This is a genomic window from Phocaeicola faecicola (assembly GCF_013618865.1).
Lineage (GTDB): Bacteria > Bacteroidota > Bacteroidia > Bacteroidales > Bacteroidaceae > Phocaeicola > Phocaeicola faecicola.
On the sequence record NZ_JABSOE010000059.1, the window covers coordinates 13316 to 31295 of the forward strand.

The 17980-nt window shown below is 36.7% G+C and carries 15 protein-coding genes and 2 pseudogenes; 12 read left to right on the top strand and 5 right to left on the bottom strand.

Going from position 1 to position 17980, the window contains the following annotated elements; genetic code table 11:
* Nucleotides 1-106 precede the first annotated feature (106 nt).
* The 4 genes from H3001_RS14585 (at nt 107) to H3001_RS14600 (ending at nt 5295) form a co-directional block, all read left to right on the top strand.
* On the top strand, nt 107-1243 hold the full coding sequence (locus tag H3001_RS14585; RefSeq protein ID WP_181215319.1) for a DUF4858 domain-containing protein: 1137 nt from the start codon (nt 107-109) through the stop codon (nt 1241-1243).
* A gap of 248 nt (nt 1244-1491) precedes the next feature.
* Nucleotides 1492-2907 carry a tRNA uridine-5-carboxymethylaminomethyl(34) synthesis GTPase MnmE gene (gene mnmE, locus H3001_RS14590; RefSeq protein ID WP_181215320.1) on the top strand — a complete coding sequence of 472 codons (1416 nt, stop codon included), beginning with the start codon at nt 1492-1494 and terminating at the stop codon, nt 2905-2907.
* A 270-nt stretch (nt 2908-3177) separates the two neighbouring features.
* Nucleotides 3178-4089, top strand: a complete 912-nt coding sequence (locus H3001_RS14595) for a helix-turn-helix domain-containing protein (RefSeq protein WP_032944762.1) — start codon at nt 3178-3180, stop codon at nt 4087-4089.
* Between the two features lie 99 nt (nt 4090-4188).
* Entirely contained in the window at nt 4189-5295 is a 1107-nt protein-coding gene (locus tag H3001_RS14600) for a site-specific integrase (RefSeq protein ID WP_117816603.1), read from the top strand.
* A gap of 434 nt (nt 5296-5729) precedes the next feature.
* Here H3001_RS14600 and H3001_RS14605 read toward each other — a convergent pair whose 3' ends face one another.
* Nucleotides 5730-7832: a DEAD/DEAH box helicase gene (locus H3001_RS14605; RefSeq protein ID WP_117816604.1), complete on the bottom strand. Its 2103-nt coding sequence runs from the start codon at nt 7830-7832 to the stop codon at nt 5730-5732.
* Nucleotides 7825-8766 carry a HamA C-terminal domain-containing protein gene (locus tag H3001_RS14610; RefSeq protein ID WP_032944713.1) on the bottom strand — a complete coding sequence of 314 codons (942 nt, stop codon included), beginning with the start codon at nt 8764-8766 and terminating at the stop codon, nt 7825-7827. Before H3001_RS14610 ends, H3001_RS14605 begins: the two co-directional genes overlap by 8 nt.
* 320 nt (nt 8767-9086) lie before the next feature.
* Here H3001_RS14610 and H3001_RS14615 point away from each other — a divergent pair.
* From H3001_RS14615 to H3001_RS14650, 8 genes and pseudogenes are all read left to right on the top strand, one after another.
* A pseudogene (locus H3001_RS14615) lies at nt 9087-9768 on the top strand (site-specific integrase); the annotation flags it as partial.
* 111 nt (nt 9769-9879) lie between these two features.
* On the top strand, nt 9880-10179 hold the full coding sequence (locus H3001_RS14620) for a glutaredoxin (RefSeq protein WP_032944712.1): 300 nt from the start codon (nt 9880-9882) through the stop codon (nt 10177-10179).
* 2 nt (nt 10180-10181) lie between these two features.
* Nucleotides 10182-10772, top strand: coding sequence for a YqiA/YcfP family alpha/beta fold hydrolase (locus tag H3001_RS14625; RefSeq protein WP_032944709.1), 591 nt, complete (start codon nt 10182-10184; stop codon nt 10770-10772).
* 256 nt (nt 10773-11028) lie between these two features.
* The gene (locus H3001_RS14630) at nt 11029-11712 is read left to right on the top strand and encodes a hypothetical protein (RefSeq protein WP_032946531.1); all 684 of its coding nucleotides are present in this window, start codon (nt 11029-11031) and stop codon (nt 11710-11712) included.
* Between the two features lie 66 nt (nt 11713-11778).
* Nucleotides 11779-12153 (top strand): helix-turn-helix domain-containing protein, encoded by a 375-nt coding sequence (locus H3001_RS14635; RefSeq protein ID WP_032946532.1) that lies wholly within the window; start codon nt 11779-11781, stop codon nt 12151-12153.
* A gap of 333 nt (nt 12154-12486) precedes the next feature.
* Nucleotides 12487-12825 (top strand): IS66 family insertion sequence element accessory protein TnpA, encoded by a 339-nt coding sequence (gene tnpA / locus H3001_RS14640; RefSeq protein ID WP_032946534.1) that lies wholly within the window; start codon nt 12487-12489, stop codon nt 12823-12825.
* Between the two features lie 4 nt (nt 12826-12829).
* Nucleotides 12830-13177, top strand: a complete 348-nt coding sequence (gene tnpB / locus H3001_RS14645) for an IS66 family insertion sequence element accessory protein TnpB (RefSeq protein WP_080704533.1) — start codon at nt 12830-12832, stop codon at nt 13175-13177.
* Nucleotides 13178-13251: 74 nt separating this feature from the next.
* Nucleotides 13252-14637 (top strand): annotated as a pseudogene (locus H3001_RS14650) (IS66 family transposase).
* A gap of 360 nt (nt 14638-14997) precedes the next feature.
* Here the strand turns inward: H3001_RS14650 and H3001_RS14655 are convergent.
* Genes H3001_RS14655 through H3001_RS14665 form a run of 3 tightly spaced genes read right to left on the bottom strand, consistent with a single transcriptional unit; the run spans nt 14998 to nt 17478 of the window.
* The gene (locus H3001_RS14655) at nt 14998-15825 is read right to left on the bottom strand and encodes a hypothetical protein (RefSeq protein WP_181215321.1); all 828 of its coding nucleotides are present in this window, start codon (nt 15823-15825) and stop codon (nt 14998-15000) included.
* Nucleotides 15773-16249, bottom strand: coding sequence for a hypothetical protein (locus tag H3001_RS14660; protein WP_181215322.1), 477 nt, complete (start codon nt 16247-16249; stop codon nt 15773-15775). Before H3001_RS14660 ends, H3001_RS14655 begins: the two co-directional genes overlap by 53 nt.
* Entirely contained in the window at nt 16246-17478 is a 1233-nt protein-coding gene (locus H3001_RS14665) for a hypothetical protein (RefSeq protein ID WP_117816606.1), read from the bottom strand. Before H3001_RS14665 ends, H3001_RS14660 begins: the two co-directional genes overlap by 4 nt.
* Nucleotides 17479-17980: the final 502 nt, after the last annotated feature.

Genomic DNA, 17980 nt, shown 5'->3' on the forward strand with positions numbered 1-17980 from the left:
CCGGAGCATGCATCTCTCCCCTATCATAAAATAAACAGTAAACCGATATACCGGTAAGTCCGTAATCAGCACGGCACGGAGCACTAGTGAGAATAGAATGAACCATATGAGCACTGTACTTAAGACGAGTCTGGAATTCACATTTCTGTGTCTGATTCTGATGGTCAAGTCATCTCCCGTTCAGGGACAGACGACCGTAAAGCAGGAATCGGAACTTAAATTGAATGAAGAGGCAATCCGTCAGATCCAATTTGATTTCACTCCTCCAACGGAAAGGAAACTGAATGAATTGATGGAGGCTCCCATCGACAAGAAGTGGATGAAATTCAAGGAGGATTTCTCCCTGCCGCGCAGTTTTACCGATACTACGAAGGTCAAGAAGATTGAAGGATATGTACGGGCGGAACCGTATACCATCTGGACGAAATTCGGGGAAGATCCGGTATATGACGTGATGCCGAATATACAGAAAAAATGGGAAATTCACTGGCAGCTGAACCCGTTCCAGTTGACTGAGGAATATGGAAGAAACCTGCGGCCTGCTCCGGGAAGCACGTATCTGTTTGTCACCTCACCGGTTGGTCCAAGCATTGTGATGGTCTTGGATTTCGATAAGTTGCTCTACGAAAATCTGACACAGCGCGGGCGGGCCATCAAGCGTAACCGGAAGCATGCGAATGCGTGGAAGATTTACAAGGATTATCAGCCGACAGCCGAAGACCGTGCCAAGTTCCCGAATTATTTCAAGCGTACGAAAGAGGTATTGGCGGCTTCAGAGACAAGTGATTCATGCCAGTATCTGTCATCTCATGTAACTGCAGGACGCAACGATTCGCTGACGGAAAACGGCGGTTCCGCATATACAGAAGGGATGCTGACGGAGGCACCTCAACTAACTTCCCGTTTTGGACAGTTGCCTACGCTTCCTGTGTATCGTACGGAAAGTAAAACCGCGGTTCAGAAGGCGGACAAGCAGCAGGCGTCTGCTCCGGATTCAATCCCGGCAGATTCGATTGCCCGTAAGTTGCGCCTGCAACAGTCGGCAGTTTCAGATTCTGTACGGCAGAAGCACCAGCCATCCCCTTCTCCATCGGAGGAGACCTCACGGTTTGAACGTTACATCCGCCAGCAGATGCAGCAGGATTCCATCCGCCGTGAAAGGGAACGTGAACGTGGAAAAGGACAGCGAAATGCTTACGACATCGAAAAAGAAGTCCGGATGCTGAGGGAAAAACAGAACTGACAGTGAACGAGAACTGACAGCAAACGATATGCAAAGAGGAATCTGACAATGAACTAAGACTAATGAACAAGGATCAATGAACAGGAATCAATAAACAGGGAACAATGAAAAGGGAATAATAAACAGAGACCGATAAACAAAGGAAAGCCCATTGTCAGAAGAATGGTATGCAGACTGAAGCATAGGTGACCAATCATTTTTCCATGTCACTTTTTATTCGTAATTTTGCACATAAAGAATCATCAAGAATGAATAATACACAGGATACTATTTGTGCGATAGCTACAGCTCCCGGGGGAGCCATAGCTGTCATCCGAGTTTCTGGAGAAAATGCCATTGCAATTACCGACCGCATTTTCCAACCGGTTTCTAATGGGAAAAAGTTAGCGGAACGCAAACCTTATACACTTACTTTCGGACAGATTCTGAATGAGCAGAAAGAAGTGATCGACGAAGTGCTTGTCAGCATTTTTCATGCTCCTCATTCGTATACGGGAGAGAATTCAGTGGAAATTTCCTGCCACGGTTCGGCTTATATTTTGCAGCAGGTAATACAGCTGCTGATCCGGAACGGGTGTCGGTCTGCTCAGCCGGGAGAGTTTACACAGCGTGCATTCCTGAATGGAAAGATGGATTTGAGCCAGGCGGAAGCGGTGGCGGATCTGATTGCTTCGTCTTCGGCGGCAACACATCGTCTGGCAATGAATCAGATGCGTGGCGGATTCAGTCAGGAGCTTAGAAGGCTACGGGAACAGTTGCTGCACCTGACTTCTTTAATGGAACTGGAACTGGATTTCAGTGATCATGAGGAACTGGAGTTTGCCGACCGTTCGGAATTGAAGGGATTGGCTGACAAAATCGAAAAGATCATAGACGGACTGGTCCGTTCGTTCAGTGTGGGCAACGCAATCAAGAATGGAGTTCCTGTGGCAATCGTGGGAGAAACGAATGCGGGTAAATCGACATTGCTGAATACACTGTTGAATGAGGAAAAGGCTATCGTAAGTGATATCCATGGAACTACGCGTGACGTGATTGAGGATACCATGAACATCGGCGGGGTTAATTTCCGCTTTATCGATACGGCCGGTATCCGTGAAACCAGTGATGCGATAGAAAGTCTGGGTATAGAGCGTAGTTTCAAAAAGTTGGAACAGGCGGAAATCGTACTTTGGGTCATTGATATCGCAGAAGCAAAAATACAGTTTGAGAAGCTTTCGAAGGAGATTATTTCCCGATGCAACCGCAAGCCTTTGGTCATCATTCTGAATAAGGCGGATATCATGGAAGATACGCAGAATGGTGGTTATGCTTCTATCGCAGAGGAGTTGAAACAATGTACTCACTGCCCTGTCATCACTATTTCCGCAAAGAAAAAAATGGGTATTGAGGAATTACAAAACAAGTTATTGAAAATTGCAGATATCCCGGAAATTACTGAAAGCAACTTAATTGTGACCAATATCCGTCATTATGAGGCGTTGAGTGCAGCCCTTGAATCAATCCACCGCGTACAGGAGGGACTGGATATGCAGCTCTCAGGAGATTTTGTCAGCCAGGATCTGCGTGAATGTTTGTTCCACCTGGCGGAAATTGTTGGAGGAGAAATTACTAATGACGAGGTTTTGGGTAATATATTCAAGCATTTTTGCATCGGCAAGTAACTATCTGATTATCAATGAGTTAAATTGATTATAATCGATTGATATGGCGCTCTTTACGGGGCGCCTTTTTTGTTGCTCTACTGGTCAATATTAGTCATTTATAAGCTTTGCACATCATCTTTTTGTACCGTTTTTGTACCACGAAGCAAAATTCCGGCATTTTACGCTGGACAGGTTGTGGAGAAAGTTGACTATGGTTTACTAAGATTTACGATAGTTGACACATAACGGGAGAAATAAAGCGAAATAAACATTTAAAATTTGAGTAATATGCCAGCAAGTAACACTAAAATTAAAAAGATTTGCGAATGGTGTGGAACACGATTCGAAGCACAAAAAATAAGTACAAAGTACTGCTCTCACAGGTGTGCAAATTTAGCTTACAAAAAAAGAGAAAGAGAGAAAAACATTAAGGCTACTGAAGAGAATACTCAAAATAGGATTGAGGAACTACCTATCATCACAATTAAGGATAAAGAGTTTCTATCTTTCTCAGAGGTTGGAATTCTTTTAGGTATTACCAGACAAGCAGTCTATAAGATGGTCTATAAAGGATACCTTCAAGCTTCAAAAATTAGCAGCAGATTATCTTTCGTCAAACGCTCTGATATAGATGAGATGTTAAAACGGCATCCTTATGAATTTAGAATGCCCAAGGACACTCTACCTATCAAAGAATTTTATACTACAGCCGAAATAATGAAAAAATTCAATGTAAGTGAATCATGGATTTTTGTTATGTCTAAGAAGAATAAAATTCCAAAGACATTCAACCGTGGTAAGACTTACTGGAGTAAAAAGCATGTTGATGCTTATTTTTCCTCGAAGGCTCCAGATACAGACATTACAGAATGGTATAGTGTGCAAGAAGTACAGGACAAATTTCAAATGAGCCTTAACGCTATATACTCTTTTGTTTATAAAAATGCCATTCCGAAAAAGAAGGTTGGTATTACAGTATATTATTCAAAAAAGCACTTCGATATAGCAAAAGGAATACGTCAGGCTGAAGAGCCCAAATACTACACAGTTCAAGAAGCGATGGAAAAATTCAAAATAACAAGAGACCAGCTATACCATTATACCAAGTATCATCAAATTCCCAAGATTAAGAAGGGGAAATATACTCTTATATCCAAAGCTGAGCTCGATAATTTGTTCGAAGATCCTATCATTGAATAATCCCGGTATAAGTTATTTCCCGGTGTGAGTATTCACCAAGAAAACACCAGTTTAATTTGTACCGATAATAATAATTTATCAACCAAAAACATTAATCTTATGGCACTTACATGTACTAACGTAACATTGAGACAAAGAGTTATCAGTAACGGCAGAATTTCTCTCTATCTGGATTATTATCCGGCTATTCGCAATCCGTACACAATGAAAATGAGTCGCAGGGAATATCTTGGCATTTATATCTATGCCCGTCCTAAAAATGAGATTGAACGTGATTTCAACAATGAAATGCTGAGTAAGGCTGAAGCCATTCGTTGTATCAGAGTACAGGCAATCGTTAATGAGGAATTTGGATTTCTTGACAAGCACAAAATGAAAGCTGACTTCCTTGCCTATTTTCGTGAGAAAGCAAAACTGAAGTATCACAAATGGGACTGCGTTTACCAGCATTTTGAAAAGTTTGTAAACGGCTATTGCACTTTCGGTGATGTAACGGTAGAGCTTTGTCAGAAGTTCAGGCAGTATCTACTGAACTGTAAACAGATCCGTCACCCTAATATCAGCGTTTCGAGGAATTCGGCAGCTGGCTATTTTTCAACTTTCCGTGCATTACTGAAAATAGCTTATCAAGAGAAGATGCTACGTGAAAATCTGAATGACTTCATAGACAAGATTGAATGGAAAGAAGTCAAAAAGCAGTATCTCACATTAGCAGAAGTTAAGAAACTGGCCGCTACACCATGCAAGATTCCTATACTGAAACAAGCTTCATTATTCTCCTGTATGACCGGTCTTCGTATCAGCGATATTTTACAGCTTACATGGGATAATATTGAAGTCGGCCCTGACAATGGTTATTACATCAGAATTTGTACAGAAAAGACAGAGACGGAAGCCACTCTCCCCATCAGTAACGAAGCATTGGAACTATGTGGTATCCCTGGTTCTGGTCGTGTATTTAAAGGACTGACCAGAGCTATGACGAATCAGCCTCTCAAGCAATGGATTTCGGAAGCCGGAATCAAAAAACACATAACCTTCCACTGCTTCCGGCATACTTTTGCAACCCTCCAGATTGCAGCAGGAACGGACATCTACACAGTAAGCAAAATGCTTACTCACCGTAATGTCTCGACAACTCAGATTTATGCGGAGCTTGTCAGTGAGAAGAAACGGGAATCCGCCAACAAAATCTCATTAAAGTAATATTTCATAACAAACATCTTAATTTCATAATTAAAAGCCGAGAACACTGCATTTAATTACAAATTTCTACTCATTTTTTAGGATGATATTTACAGTTGTTATGCTTTTATTTTCATGTTCGGTTTATTTGGCGAATTTGAGAGGGTAATCCCAAAGCCATATGATATGGTTCAAAGGGTACCCTCTTGATATAGCTTACTAGCAATTCTTGATTGGAAACTACTGGCAACGTATAATTGACTTGTGTATTATACTAACTCAATATTAAAAAGTTGTACATCGGGCAAGTTTTACGCTAACTAAAAAAGAACAAGCCATAATCATTACATACAAAAAGGGGGAATATATGTGCTTTGGCCTGAAGTGGTGATTTGCCACCAATAGCATTCTGATGCCCCATGTATTTACAATGATTATAACAGCATCTTACATTACTAACTAATACCAGAATAAAAATACTTAAGAATAAACTTTTCAAATTGGTGAATATCTTGTATACTTTCTGTCAATTTGTCGTAGCCAATTTTCTTAAATTCCTCTATTATATCAGAAACCTCCATCTCATCGTTTTCAAGATCTATTAAACCTGAATTTTGAATTTTTCTACTTAAAGTTCTAGGCAGTCCATACTCCTCTAATTGATATACAAGCTTAGGAAGGAAAGCATTTGCTGCTTTAGCGAGAAACAAAGATATATCAGGAGTATCTGGATAGATTAATCTTTTAAGTATGCTAATAACATTCAGAATAGAACAAAGATTGAATGACATATAACGTTCTGCATGAAATAAATCTTCCTGACTAAATTCATAACCATCTTTCACTAACTCTCCATGTATTTCAGCCATAGATTTTTGCCAGTTTTGAGGAAATTTCCATATAGCAATTTTCATCAATCCTTTCATATTATCTCCAAGCATATCTGCTACATCAGAAATAGGATTACGCCAATAGTATGAATTCGTAGATGCCAATGATTCAAATCCATTAGGCCAATTGCGATTTTCTTTAATTTTGCCAACTAAAAAACGCAGTTGACTCGGCTTACATAACTTTATCAATGAATTATTCCTTATCTTATTGAAAACATCTTTACCAAGTGTTTCTGACATATATGATTCATATTCTTTTATCTGATTATTTTGTTCATCATTAATTTCCACTCCAGGATTTTCAGAATCAAGCATTTCTACTACATCTTCTGGGAATTCAATATCTAAAATAGTATTCTCTTGAGCTGGAGGTTCTTCTAGCAAATATACTTTACCTACAAAGTATTTCAACATACGGCCTGCTCTGCCTATGATATTACGATATGTAAAATAGTCAAATTTGCGATTACCATTTTTATTTGACCACACTACAACTTGTTCTGCTTGGGTATTAACACCCTCTATTATAGAAGAAGTTGAAACTATAGTGTCAATGCCATTTCTAAGTTCAAACAGTTTTACTTGAATCTGGCTCAATGACCTATGCATTCTACCATTATGAACACCAACACCAATTCTACTCAAATTGCACAAAGAAAAAGATTCGCCATAATTTATTCTAAGCCAATCGTAAAAGTTGTTCAATAAATCATTTTCTTTGTTTGGCATATTGTTGGTGAGCAGTTTAGAAATAGTATTTATATTATCATAGCTTCCTGCATATACTAAAGTTTTAGTTTTATGTTTTCTTAAAATGTCTAGCAATTTTGTTGCTTTAAAGTCGTTTTTGTTTTCATCAATCCCCATCTTCTCATAGACTTTGCTAGCCATAGTTATTACAGTTTTAAAATCTGTAAAACGCATAAACTGCATACCCTTAGTGAACACATTTTCTTTGATATTATGGATATTAGGAGCGAGATAATACTTTTGTTTCGCTATCTTGCCAAGTTCAATCATTGCGCTTAGTAGAGAAGTGCTACGCGAATCATCAAATGAAGAACTTGCCTTGTAAAATTCATCCACAATGAGCATATCAATACTTTCAAACTTACCTACATATGCAAAACTACGCTCCTGTGGTAGTATTAATATATTACGTTCTCTAAGGGTCGCGTCAGTGGTAGTAATAATTTTATACATTCCTGAAAACTTATGCTCAATCCTTCTACGAGTTTCATCTGCTAAAGCTATTGTAGGGACAATAATAACCACATTATCAGGCTTACGAATAGAAATAAAAGCATCAATGATGAAACTTTTACCAAAACTAGTAGGAGCACTAAGTGCAATATTATCACCTGCCAACAATCGTTTTAAAACTCTCGACTGAGCACTGTGAAGCGTCTTTTGTTCGCCACCGCCAAGATCTGTTTTATAAGCCTCAAATACAGCTTGTTCTTGCCATGATGCTGTATTTTTATCAATATAAGGGAACAGACCAACTTCTCTTATAAAATGGTTGACCATAGGAGAGTATTCTTTGCCTTCACGATTCAGTCTATCAAGCAATTTTATTACCTCTGTACGAGCTGTATCCATTTGACTGTTTAGGATCAGTTCGTTGATATTATAACAGATATCAAAAACTTCACTTTCAAGCATCTTGTTTTATTTGATTAGCGCGTTTAACAAACCAGTTTACAATATTCTCTTTATTAGGCACAGGAAACAGTATGAGATGAAACATTATTTTTTCAAAACCATATACACCTTCTTTCTTCTGCTTATTATTATGCGACATAAAAAATCTCTCAGCTCTATTTAGATGATAATGTTTTATTTCTTCAAGATATTCAGGTGATAATTCTCTAGCTCCTTTAGTTATACTACATTCATGTAACAACATAATAGGAACATGTAGCCTTTTTTTTACCTCGTCTATCGATACATCATGACGAAGTACTTCTTTTACTTTTTTTCTTATGTCTGGGTTATTAATTACATACTCTAAATCCTTAATATTTGTTATTATTGAGTTTTCCTTCTTTATCTTTTCCGTGCCGAGCGCTTCAAACACTGAATTGATAGGGTCATATAACCTTTCATCTATGATATCATTAAAGAATTTGGCTTCACCAAGCCACAACGTAAAATCCATTTTATCTTCATCAATAACAATATGTACGCTATCGGCTCCTTTTGCGTTATCATTAGAATTTTGCTTATAGAATATTTTAGGTACCACAGGTAATGCATTGTAATGATAGCGCATTATCCCATAGAGTACTATTTCGGCAATTTCACTGCCTTGGCCATTCTCACAATCAACCAATCTGAGATTCATTATTGAGCGAGTTATCTGCGTGTATGGATCAATTGTACAAATATTTTCTCTTTCATCTGCAGATAAACCTGTTTGTGCTATATTGTTCATGACAAACTGGCGAAAAAGATCTTCACGCCACTTCCCATCTTCAAAGCCATTAACCACAGACAGCAAAAAATCATTTTTGTCAAAGTCAGACTTCTTTGACCTTGATTCGATATCTGCCAGGCAGGTATTTACAACTATATCGAAGTTCTTTATTTTATCCATAAATTACATTTTAATGGTCTTGATTTTTATCTAAACTACCTTAATAGAATAATCTACAAAATTAACAATAATTCATCAAACATTTCATTTCCAACGAAAAACAAATTTATGTTTGGGATTCAGAATAACATTTTAATTATAAAATGGATATAAAATCCTGGTTAGGTTAGAACATATTTTCAGACATATCTCCTTCTCGTACGCTCTCTCTAAAATTTATACTTACTTAGTTTTCTATCGATACTATCACTTAGAATTTAGAAGAGTATATTTGATGATGCTTGAATGGCTAATAATGGCATATACAAGATAATTGATATTTTACTCAATATCTACTGAACTATGAACAGATCCGTCATCCTAATATCAGCGTTTCGAGAAATTCGGAAGCTGGCTATTTTTCAACTTTCCCTGCATTACTGAAATTAGCTTATCAAGAGAAGATGCTACGTGAAAATCTGAATGACTTCATAGACAAGATTGAATGGAAAGAAGTCAAAAAGCAGTATCTTACATTAGCGGAGGTCAAAAAACTGGCCGCTACACCATGCAAAATTCCTGTACTGAAACAAGCTTCATTATTCTCCTGTATGACTGGTCTTCGCATCAGCGGTATTTTAAGCTTACATGGGATAATATCAAAGTTGGTCCCGACAATGGCTATTACATCAGAATTTGCACAGAAAAGACAGAGACGGAAGCTACTCTCCCCATCAGTAACGAAGAATTGGAACTATGTGGTATTCCTGGTTCAGGCCGCGTATTTAAAGGACTGACCAGAGCTATGACGAATCAGCCTCTCAAGCAATGGATTTCGGAAGCCGGAATCAAAAAACACATAACTTTCCACTGCTTCCGTCACTCGTATGCCGTCATACAAATCTCTTTAGGCACAGATATTTATACAGTATCGAAAATGCTAATGTATCGACAACACAAATTTATGCTGATTTGGTCAATTCCAAAAAGCGAGAGACGGCTAATAAGATTTCATTGAAATAATATAGCTTTTATCTTATCTATAACCTGTTTTATCATAATATAGAGTTTGCATAATCTGGCAGAATCAGTATCTTTGAAGAAAATTGAGTCTTTAAATGAATAACTACAGCTATGATAAAAATATATGGAATGGAAACTTGTCCGGATTGTACGTATGTAGAAGAGCAAGTAAAAGATAATAACCAATATGAAGTCATTGATATTGGTCAACACGTAAGAGATTTGAAAGCATTCTTGAGACTAAGAGATCATCATCCGGCCTTAAATGAAGCCAAAAGTGTTGGAGCCGTTGGAATTCCTTGCTTTGTATTGGAAGACGGTACGGTTACTTTGAATCCAGAAGATGCCGGATTACGTTCACGTCCTATCAACGAAGGAGCAACATGTAATATTGACGGAAGCGGTTGTTGATTATGGCACAGAAAATTCTTTTCCTTCATGGTTTCTTTGCATCAGGTACATGTATCCCAGTTCTTGCCTTGAAAGAATATTTCAGCGGTAAGGCAACAGTCTTGAGTCCAGACTTACCCCTGCATCCACAGGAAGCTATCGACTTTATCCAAAGATTGTGCAACCAAGAAAAACCTGATATATTGGTAGGAAACAGTAATGGCTCGTTTTTGGCACAGATAGTAGCATCTAAAAACAATATCCCTGCTTTACTCGGAAATCCCCATTTCGAAATGACAAGCTTCCTGATGGAACGTATTGGTTCGCATGAATACAAATCTCCACGAGCTAACGGAAACCAGCAGCTTGTCATTAACCAAACATTGATTGATGAATTCGCAGAACTTCAACAGCATCAATGGGACAATTGTCAGGTAGCTAACCAAGAAAATATATGGGGGATATTTGGTGAGAATGACCATCTGGCACACTTTGAGCCTTTATTTTTAATGCATTATAAATATTCATACCACTTTCCTGGCGGTCATACTCCAACAGCTGAAGAAGTACAAAAGTATTATGCGCCATTAGCGGAACGATTATTGGAATTATAGCATAACTTATCATATAATATAGAAAGAATACCACTTTTGTTTATTATATGATAAGTTATAAATTCATGTCTTACATTCAATCCCATAAATTAATCCGCCCCTATTCCATCTGAACACTTCTTACTTTCCAATAATAATCAAACTATTTATGACAATTAGTGACGTTTGATGAAGTCTGATGTCACTCTTGTCATTTTCTGATAATACATAATCAGTAAACATTACCTTTGCTTACGAACAGTTAAACATATGGCTTATGTATTTGAAGAAATTTGAATATTTTATTTTAGATTCCAGTGTAGCTGGAACATTACTTCTTATAGCACTTGCTATACGCATTGAAGCAGTCAATGCAGGCTTTGATCAATTCAGCTCAAATATTATTTTTATATCGGTCTTTATAATATCTACAGGATTATATATATCAATGCAAATTGCATTATACGAGATAATTATATATTTATGTCATCATAGCAAATCTTTGTCTATCCATGAACATCTTAATGATTCTGTGATTGAACCAGAACAAGCATTTATGGAATATGAAAAACTCCGTTCGAATACTATTATAGAACAGAAACGTACGAACGATAAAAAGCTAGAGTTAGTACATATATACATCCATCAAACGATGGCTGCTTATACAAGCCAAGAAAATCTGCAGCGCCTCTGTGCTTATATTTCAGATTTCTTTCAGGATAAAACTGCTATAGATATTATTCCTATAAAAGTAGATTCAAAATTGAAAGCTATAGATGTTATGCATTTGGGTTGGAACATAGGTAAAGCATTAGGTAAACGACGTTCATATACAGCAGAATTCATTAAAAAAGTATTTGCTGATACCATGAAAGAAAATGAAATCAACACGATAATCAAAAAGATGTCTCACTCAGAAACAGAATGCCTGATTAAATTAAATCCAGATATAATTCAATAAATCAGACTTTATATTCATAAATATTGCATCAACAAATATTAATCCTCAAAAGCAAAAACAGATACTATGACAAAAGAACCTATCACATTCGACAAGCTTCCGCAGGCTGTAAGCTATTTAACAGAACAAGTAGAGAAAATTTATCAATTAGTTGAAACCTTACAAACACAGAAACCGGATAATCAGCATCAACTAATTGACATAGATAAGGCTAGCATACTTATCCAAAAATCAAAACCGACAATCTATAGACTTGCTCGTACAGGTCTCATCCCAGCCTATAAACGTGGTAAAAAATTATATTTCTATGAGGACGAGCTTCTTAAATGGATAGAGGCTGGCAAAAAACAAAGCCAACCTCTATCCTATCAGGAACAATCTGTTCAAATACTTAAGGGGATGAAACGCAAACCTAGAAATGGAGTTAATATTGGTCTCTGATAATAGTAAATTACGAAAGAATACCATAGATTGACAAACAAACTCTTTTAATCAGAACCGATATTTAGTGTGCGATAAAATCTAATATCAAGCAGAAATTATAGAAGCACCTCTATCAAATAACTTATATAGTAACTTTAATATAAGACATAATCTAACCATAACGGCATTAAATCAATACTAACAATCACTACTGTTCTATAAATGTTAGCAAATAGATCTTTGAAATTGCTAAAATACAAGTTTTTAAGTAATGTTTTAGAATGGTAATCATCCGATAAAATACACATTATTAAAGCCCTCCACTCTTCCGTTACTTTGCCAATAAAAAACATGAAACGAATAATGAGTAAAGAAGAGTTCCTGTCCGTTTATGAAAGACAACAGGCCAGTGGCCTAACCATAAAAGATTTCTGTGAGAATGAGGCCTATTCATCCTCCTGTTTCCATTATTGGAAGAAGAAATTCAGCCTGAGCCATACGGACAAGCTTCCTGATGATACATTCATTCCATTGGATCTGCGTCGCAGTGGCAATCTCCCGTCAGGTGCGGGTGGCGACGTAACGATAGAGCTTCCTTCCGGAATCAGAATCCACCTTGACAGCCATGGAAACCCTGAACTGACATTTGGATTGATACACAAATTATGCAGCCATATTCTGTCTGAATGATACCATGCGCTATTTCCTGTGTCCCGGAAAGACGGACATGCGCAAGGGAATCAATTCTCTGTGCGGAGTGGTTCACGACCGGATGGGACATGACGTTCGTCTGAGCGATGTCTTCATCTTCATAAACAGAAGCAGGAGCACCATGAAGCTCCTCCATGCTGAAGACGGCGGCATGGTATTGTATGTGAAACGTCTGGAAGAGGGCACGTTCCGGCTGCCGGCCTATGACAGCCGGAGCAGGTCTTATCCGATGGAATGGCGCGACTTGGTCATGATGGTGGAAGGAATCAGTGACAATCCGAACGAGAGGCTGAAAAGGTTAAAAGCCAGTAGAATGGATGGCTTCTATTGAAAGTTTTTTTATGTATCCGATTGCGTATCTACCGAAAAATCAGTATTTTACATCATATAAAGAGATAGAAACGGATGATTCAGCAGGATACAATGGAACAGATAATCAGGAGTCAGCAGGAGCAGATAGCCGATCTCCTGAAAACTAACCGTTCCCTTGTCGAATCCAACGGGAAACTGCTGGAACAGACGGATGCGCTGCAACGGAAGATACAGGAACTGCTTTCACAGATAGCATGGCTGAACCGTCAGCTTTTCGGGCGGAGAAGTGATAAGCTGGCAGCCCTGGATTCCAACCAGCTCTCCCTGTTCGATCCCGTTCCTGCAACCGGACAGAATGAAAACATCCGGGAAGAGGACAGTAGCGCAGCGGTTCCTTCAAAAGTAAAGCCCGATGGAAAGAAGAAGGAATCCCGACGTAACCGCGAACTCCTGGAGGGACTGCCGGTAGTTGAAGTGGTGATTGAACCTGACCGGATGGATTGGGACCGTTACAGACGGATTGGCGAGGAACATACCCGTATGCTGGAATTTGAACCGGGCAGGTTGTATGTAAAGGAGACTGTCCGTCCCAAATATGGGCTGAAAGACAACCTGAGTCTTCCCGGGGAAGGTGAATGCGACGTAATCATTGCTCCGCTTCCACCTTCTCCTGTTTACAAATGTCTGGTCGGTTTCCACCATGCTGGCCGAAATGCTCCTGCTGAAATACGAATATCACGTTCCATTCTACAGGCAGGTCAAGGAGTTCCGCCATCTGGGTGTCCGTCTTTCCGAAAGCATACTGATCGGCTGGTTCAAGCCTGTGTATGAACTGCTGAGACCACTTTATGACGAGCTGGTCCGGCAGATTATCGGCTACTGGTATGTTCAGGCGGGCGGGACCACTGTAAGAGTTATCAGCAAGGGAAAGGCCGACAAAGAGTATCTATGGATGCTCAAGGCGGTCATGGAAAAGCTGGTCATTTTCCATGACGATAACGGCTCCCGGGAATATACGCTGGAAAAACAGCGTAAACTGTGGAACCGTCAGTCCCCACACCCCTGCAGGATTTCTTTGAAAAGTGGATGAAAAGCACATATAATCAAAGTTCCGCCCAAAAGCCGGAAGGGACAAGCTATCTCCTATGTATATCCGTTATGGTCAAGAATGAAGACCTGTCTCAAAGTCAGCAATATAAAGATAGACAATAATCTGTCTGAAAACGCGATACTCTTCTGACGCTCTCAAGAAAGAACTTTCTCTTCTGTGAAAATCATGAAGCCGCGGAAAATACAGCGCTCATCTGTTCATTGCTTGCCACCTGCAAGGCACAGGAAGTCAATCCAAGAGAATGGCTGAATTATGCCATTGCTAGGCTTCCCTATTATCAAGGAAAAGACTCCGGCAGAGATATCCGAGAACTACTTCCGGATGTCTGGAAGTTGAAGAAGTCCAACGAAAATTCAATTGAAATCTAATATAATAGCAAACTCTTCCTGTCAACTTTATATTCGTTAATAAGAAGAGTTTGTTGTTCTATGAATCTACAATGTGTACTTTATCGGATGCTTTTACTAACAACAGATACGAATTTAAGTTATAAAAGAAAATATTTTTGTATTTTAAATAGTGATTTCTTCTGTTTTTGTCGTCAAACTTTATTATAGGTGAAAAGACCTAAAGTGACATAAACCAACTAATTCACAAAACTCCGTTCATGAATTAATTGGTTCATTTTATACAATTTAGGGTTACTAAACTAGGCGAATTTATACTAGCATGAAAACATTAAGGAATTTATCTTATATTCAGTTATAATTCTTTTCTATAAATTCTAATCAATACAAAAGCATTGACTCACTTTGAAATTCTAAATCCTTTTTTCCACTATTATTAATTGTTTCTACAATACTATTTTGTATTACTTTTATAAGTACTCTCATTACAGGTATTAAATCTTTGTATTCCGAAATATTATTAGGTGTGAAATGTATTTCGCTTTCTTTACTATGAACGATACAACATCGTATCTTATATATTAATTCAGCCACATTACTTGGATTAGAAATATTCTGATTTGTTAGGCCAAGTATGGATTTTATTTGCCTAGTTAAGGTTTGATTAAGATATTTACTTAGTTTTATATTATTAGTTTGAATGGGTTCTACAAGATTCTTAACTTCAGTGTTGTGAATACTATTAAATACTTTCGCAAATAAATCTTGTAATGACTTCAATTCTCCTTTAGATATAGTATCTACAGTATGCCTAACATTAGATATAAAAGAGTTTCTTGTAGCTTGTCCTTTTGTCAAAGGAATCAATTTTAATCTAAATGTAAAGAATTCAAGTACTTGATACATTTTTAAAAATCGAGTAAGTAAGTCGTTTGCATTTCGCATATCTGCAATTATATTGAAAGAGTCATGATATTGCTCATATGAATTATTCCAATCCGGAGAAAGTCCTGTGCATAAAGCAGAATCGATATATTTTAATTCTTCAGGAATAAGTATATCGTTATTTATAACTTTTTCAAAATATGCTTCAGAATAAATTCTCCAACTATCAGTAGCTGTAATAACAGCTGTTTTTAATATAAAGAAATGATCATCATCTAAATTCTTTAGAGAAGAAAAAAAAATTATTTTTTGATAGTCTTGCATCCAATATATTTTTCCAAAGTTTTTCTATTGCTTCCCATAATATAGCATCAGTAAATTTTTTACTATTGTCATAGTACAAACATTTAGATGTAACAATTATGCAATCAATATTATAATGATAAAATTTATGCAAATGAACTTTTCTTGAAGCTTCAACCATTTCAAAAGAAGCAAAATCAAATGGATTGTCTATTTCTTCTTCTAAGTCAATATTAGGATCATTACTACAATCTTTTATCTTTTCAACGAAATTCTTAAGATAACTTTTATCACCGTTCAACGATGGTAATAATGAAGAAAAAGCGTCTGTAAATTTATAAATAGAAAGACTTTCAAGTATTTCTGTTAAAGTATCTCTATCTGCAATATGTACCTCAGTTAATACGGTATTATATATTTCTACATATAAATCTTTACGTTTCATAATTCACTATCTTTATTTATCAAACATTCGTACCAAGACACAGGATGAGATTGCAAAGCATTTAATGTAAATTTATAGATAGCTTTTCTAACAGCATATCCAACATTAGTTTTAATACTTGATAATCTGTTATACGCTTCTTCAAATTGATCTACATTAAAATGCATTTTTTTTACTTTATTGTTTAATATATAATCTAACTTATCCCATTCTAATTCATTGCCATTTTCATACATATATTGACCCAAAGCCGCATAAATCCCACTTAAAGTTGTATCTTTGCCATACCAAGCTAGATGTTTTGTATCCTGGTTACATAAAATAGAATCAGCTATATACATGTATTTTAAGAAAGAATTGAGATTATCAGGATTAAAGAAATTTTGTATATCATCATCATTGTCATCATCAACCCTTACCTCATTAGCTGTTTGTACTCTTAAAGGCTTTCTTTTAATAAATGACTGATAAGCTATAATCACAGATGATAGTAAAAACTGCCCTAATTTATTTCTTCCTCTACGTATAGAAAAAAAATAAGGATCTCTTACACGAATTAATTGCATTCCTTCTGGAATTTGTATCTTTTCATTATTAAAAAAATGAAGATATAATAATTCATATTGATGGGTAGATGTAACGGGTTTCTGACCTGCATTTAATTCCAACATTTTTCTTACTACCTGTTTATCATCCAAACCATACCAAATATAAAAAATAAGATTATAATTTTCCCATCCATCGATAAAGGATTGAATATTTGCTGCACAGATACCAATAGGTAAAAAGTCTTTTAAAAACTTAGCATTAATAAAATAAAAATCAATAATACGCGTTCCGATATCATCAGACTTTAATTCACTAACAAGTTCAGAGAAGGTTAAAATATTTTTACTCTTAACTATATTGTTTATATAGTTATATACCCATAAACGAAATGTACGTTGAAGTCCATCAAGTATATCCGAATTTTCATCTTTAACTTTTAAAATTTGGTTATCAATAACAGGTTCACCAGATACAGTTAAAGATATAGGAGGGATAGGTTCTTTATTACTAATTGTCTGACGTAAAGTATCAAGATATGAATTTCTTACTATTCCGCGTTGTACCTCGAACTCATAAAAATCAGGCTTTAGAGAAGCTATATAATCCTTTAAATTGGCTTTACAGACATAACATTTTATATTTTGCTCAGCCTCACATTTGTATAAAATTTCGTAATCCATATGTTTTAAATTTGAATTGTTTTTATATTTTTATAACAAGTAATTTTCATAAACAATCAGTGTTATCAAAAGTAACAAATAATATCATGTACTTTATACTACATAACATGCTGCAAATTAACTTTTAAACAGAATTGTATCCAATGCAGTCTCCCAATTATCATATTCCAGCGGAACAAAATTTCTATAAATGGGAGCAATACTTAAATCTCTACATATAACCTTTAAAGTTTTGTTCTTAAGAATATTGTTCAAAAATTCAAGCCTTTCTTTTGTTATTTTCCCCCAGCCTAATTGTGACATTAGTTTTTTTGTGATATACTTATGAATGTCAATAATAAAATCTGCAGAAGTATCAACTTCTATTCCTATTCGTTTAGTGCGCCCATAATAGGGGCTTGATAATAATCACACTGGCAAGTGATTAGGTTAGTATTCCAATTAAGAAACCTATCCCAAACCGACTTATCCGAATGGGAAACCAAACGGGGAGTGAAGCATG

What these genes read in the sequence shown, in the direction of transcription:
- H3001_RS14630 (WP_032946531.1), top strand. Translation starts at nt 11,029, where the DNA reads ATGTATTTGAAGAAATTTGAATATTTTATTTTAGATTCCAGTGTAGCT.
- H3001_RS14660 (WP_181215322.1), bottom strand. Translation starts at nt 16,249, where the DNA reads ATGAAACGTAAAGATTTATATGTAGAAATATATAATACCGTATTAACT.
- H3001_RS14665 (WP_117816606.1), bottom strand. Translation starts at nt 17,478, where the DNA reads ATGGATTACGAAATTTTATACAAATGTGAGGCTGAGCAAAATATAAAA.
- H3001_RS14620 (WP_032944712.1), top strand. Translation starts at nt 9,880, where the DNA reads ATGATAAAAATATATGGAATGGAAACTTGTCCGGATTGTACGTATGTA.
- tnpB (WP_080704533.1), top strand. Translation starts at nt 12,830, where the DNA reads ATGCGCTATTTCCTGTGTCCCGGAAAGACGGACATGCGCAAGGGAATC.
- H3001_RS14610 (WP_032944713.1), bottom strand. Translation starts at nt 8,766, where the DNA reads ATGGATAAAATAAAGAACTTCGATATAGTTGTAAATACCTGCCTGGCA.
- H3001_RS14595 (WP_032944762.1), top strand. Translation starts at nt 3,178, where the DNA reads ATGCCAGCAAGTAACACTAAAATTAAAAAGATTTGCGAATGGTGTGGA.
- H3001_RS14635 (WP_032946532.1), top strand. Translation starts at nt 11,779, where the DNA reads ATGACAAAAGAACCTATCACATTCGACAAGCTTCCGCAGGCTGTAAGC.
- mnmE (WP_181215320.1), top strand. Translation starts at nt 1,492, where the DNA reads ATGAATAATACACAGGATACTATTTGTGCGATAGCTACAGCTCCCGGG.
- H3001_RS14585 (WP_181215319.1), top strand. Translation starts at nt 107, where the DNA reads ATGAGCACTGTACTTAAGACGAGTCTGGAATTCACATTTCTGTGTCTG.
- H3001_RS14600 (WP_117816603.1), top strand. Translation starts at nt 4,189, where the DNA reads ATGGCACTTACATGTACTAACGTAACATTGAGACAAAGAGTTATCAGT.
- H3001_RS14655 (WP_181215321.1), bottom strand. Translation starts at nt 15,825, where the DNA reads ATGCAAGACTATCAAAAAATAATTTTTTTTTCTTCTCTAAAGAATTTA.
- H3001_RS14625 (WP_032944709.1), top strand. Translation starts at nt 10,182, where the DNA reads ATGGCACAGAAAATTCTTTTCCTTCATGGTTTCTTTGCATCAGGTACA.
- tnpA (WP_032946534.1), top strand. Translation starts at nt 12,487, where the DNA reads ATGAAACGAATAATGAGTAAAGAAGAGTTCCTGTCCGTTTATGAAAGA.
- H3001_RS14605 (WP_117816604.1), bottom strand. Translation starts at nt 7,832, where the DNA reads ATGCTTGAAAGTGAAGTTTTTGATATCTGTTATAATATCAACGAACTG.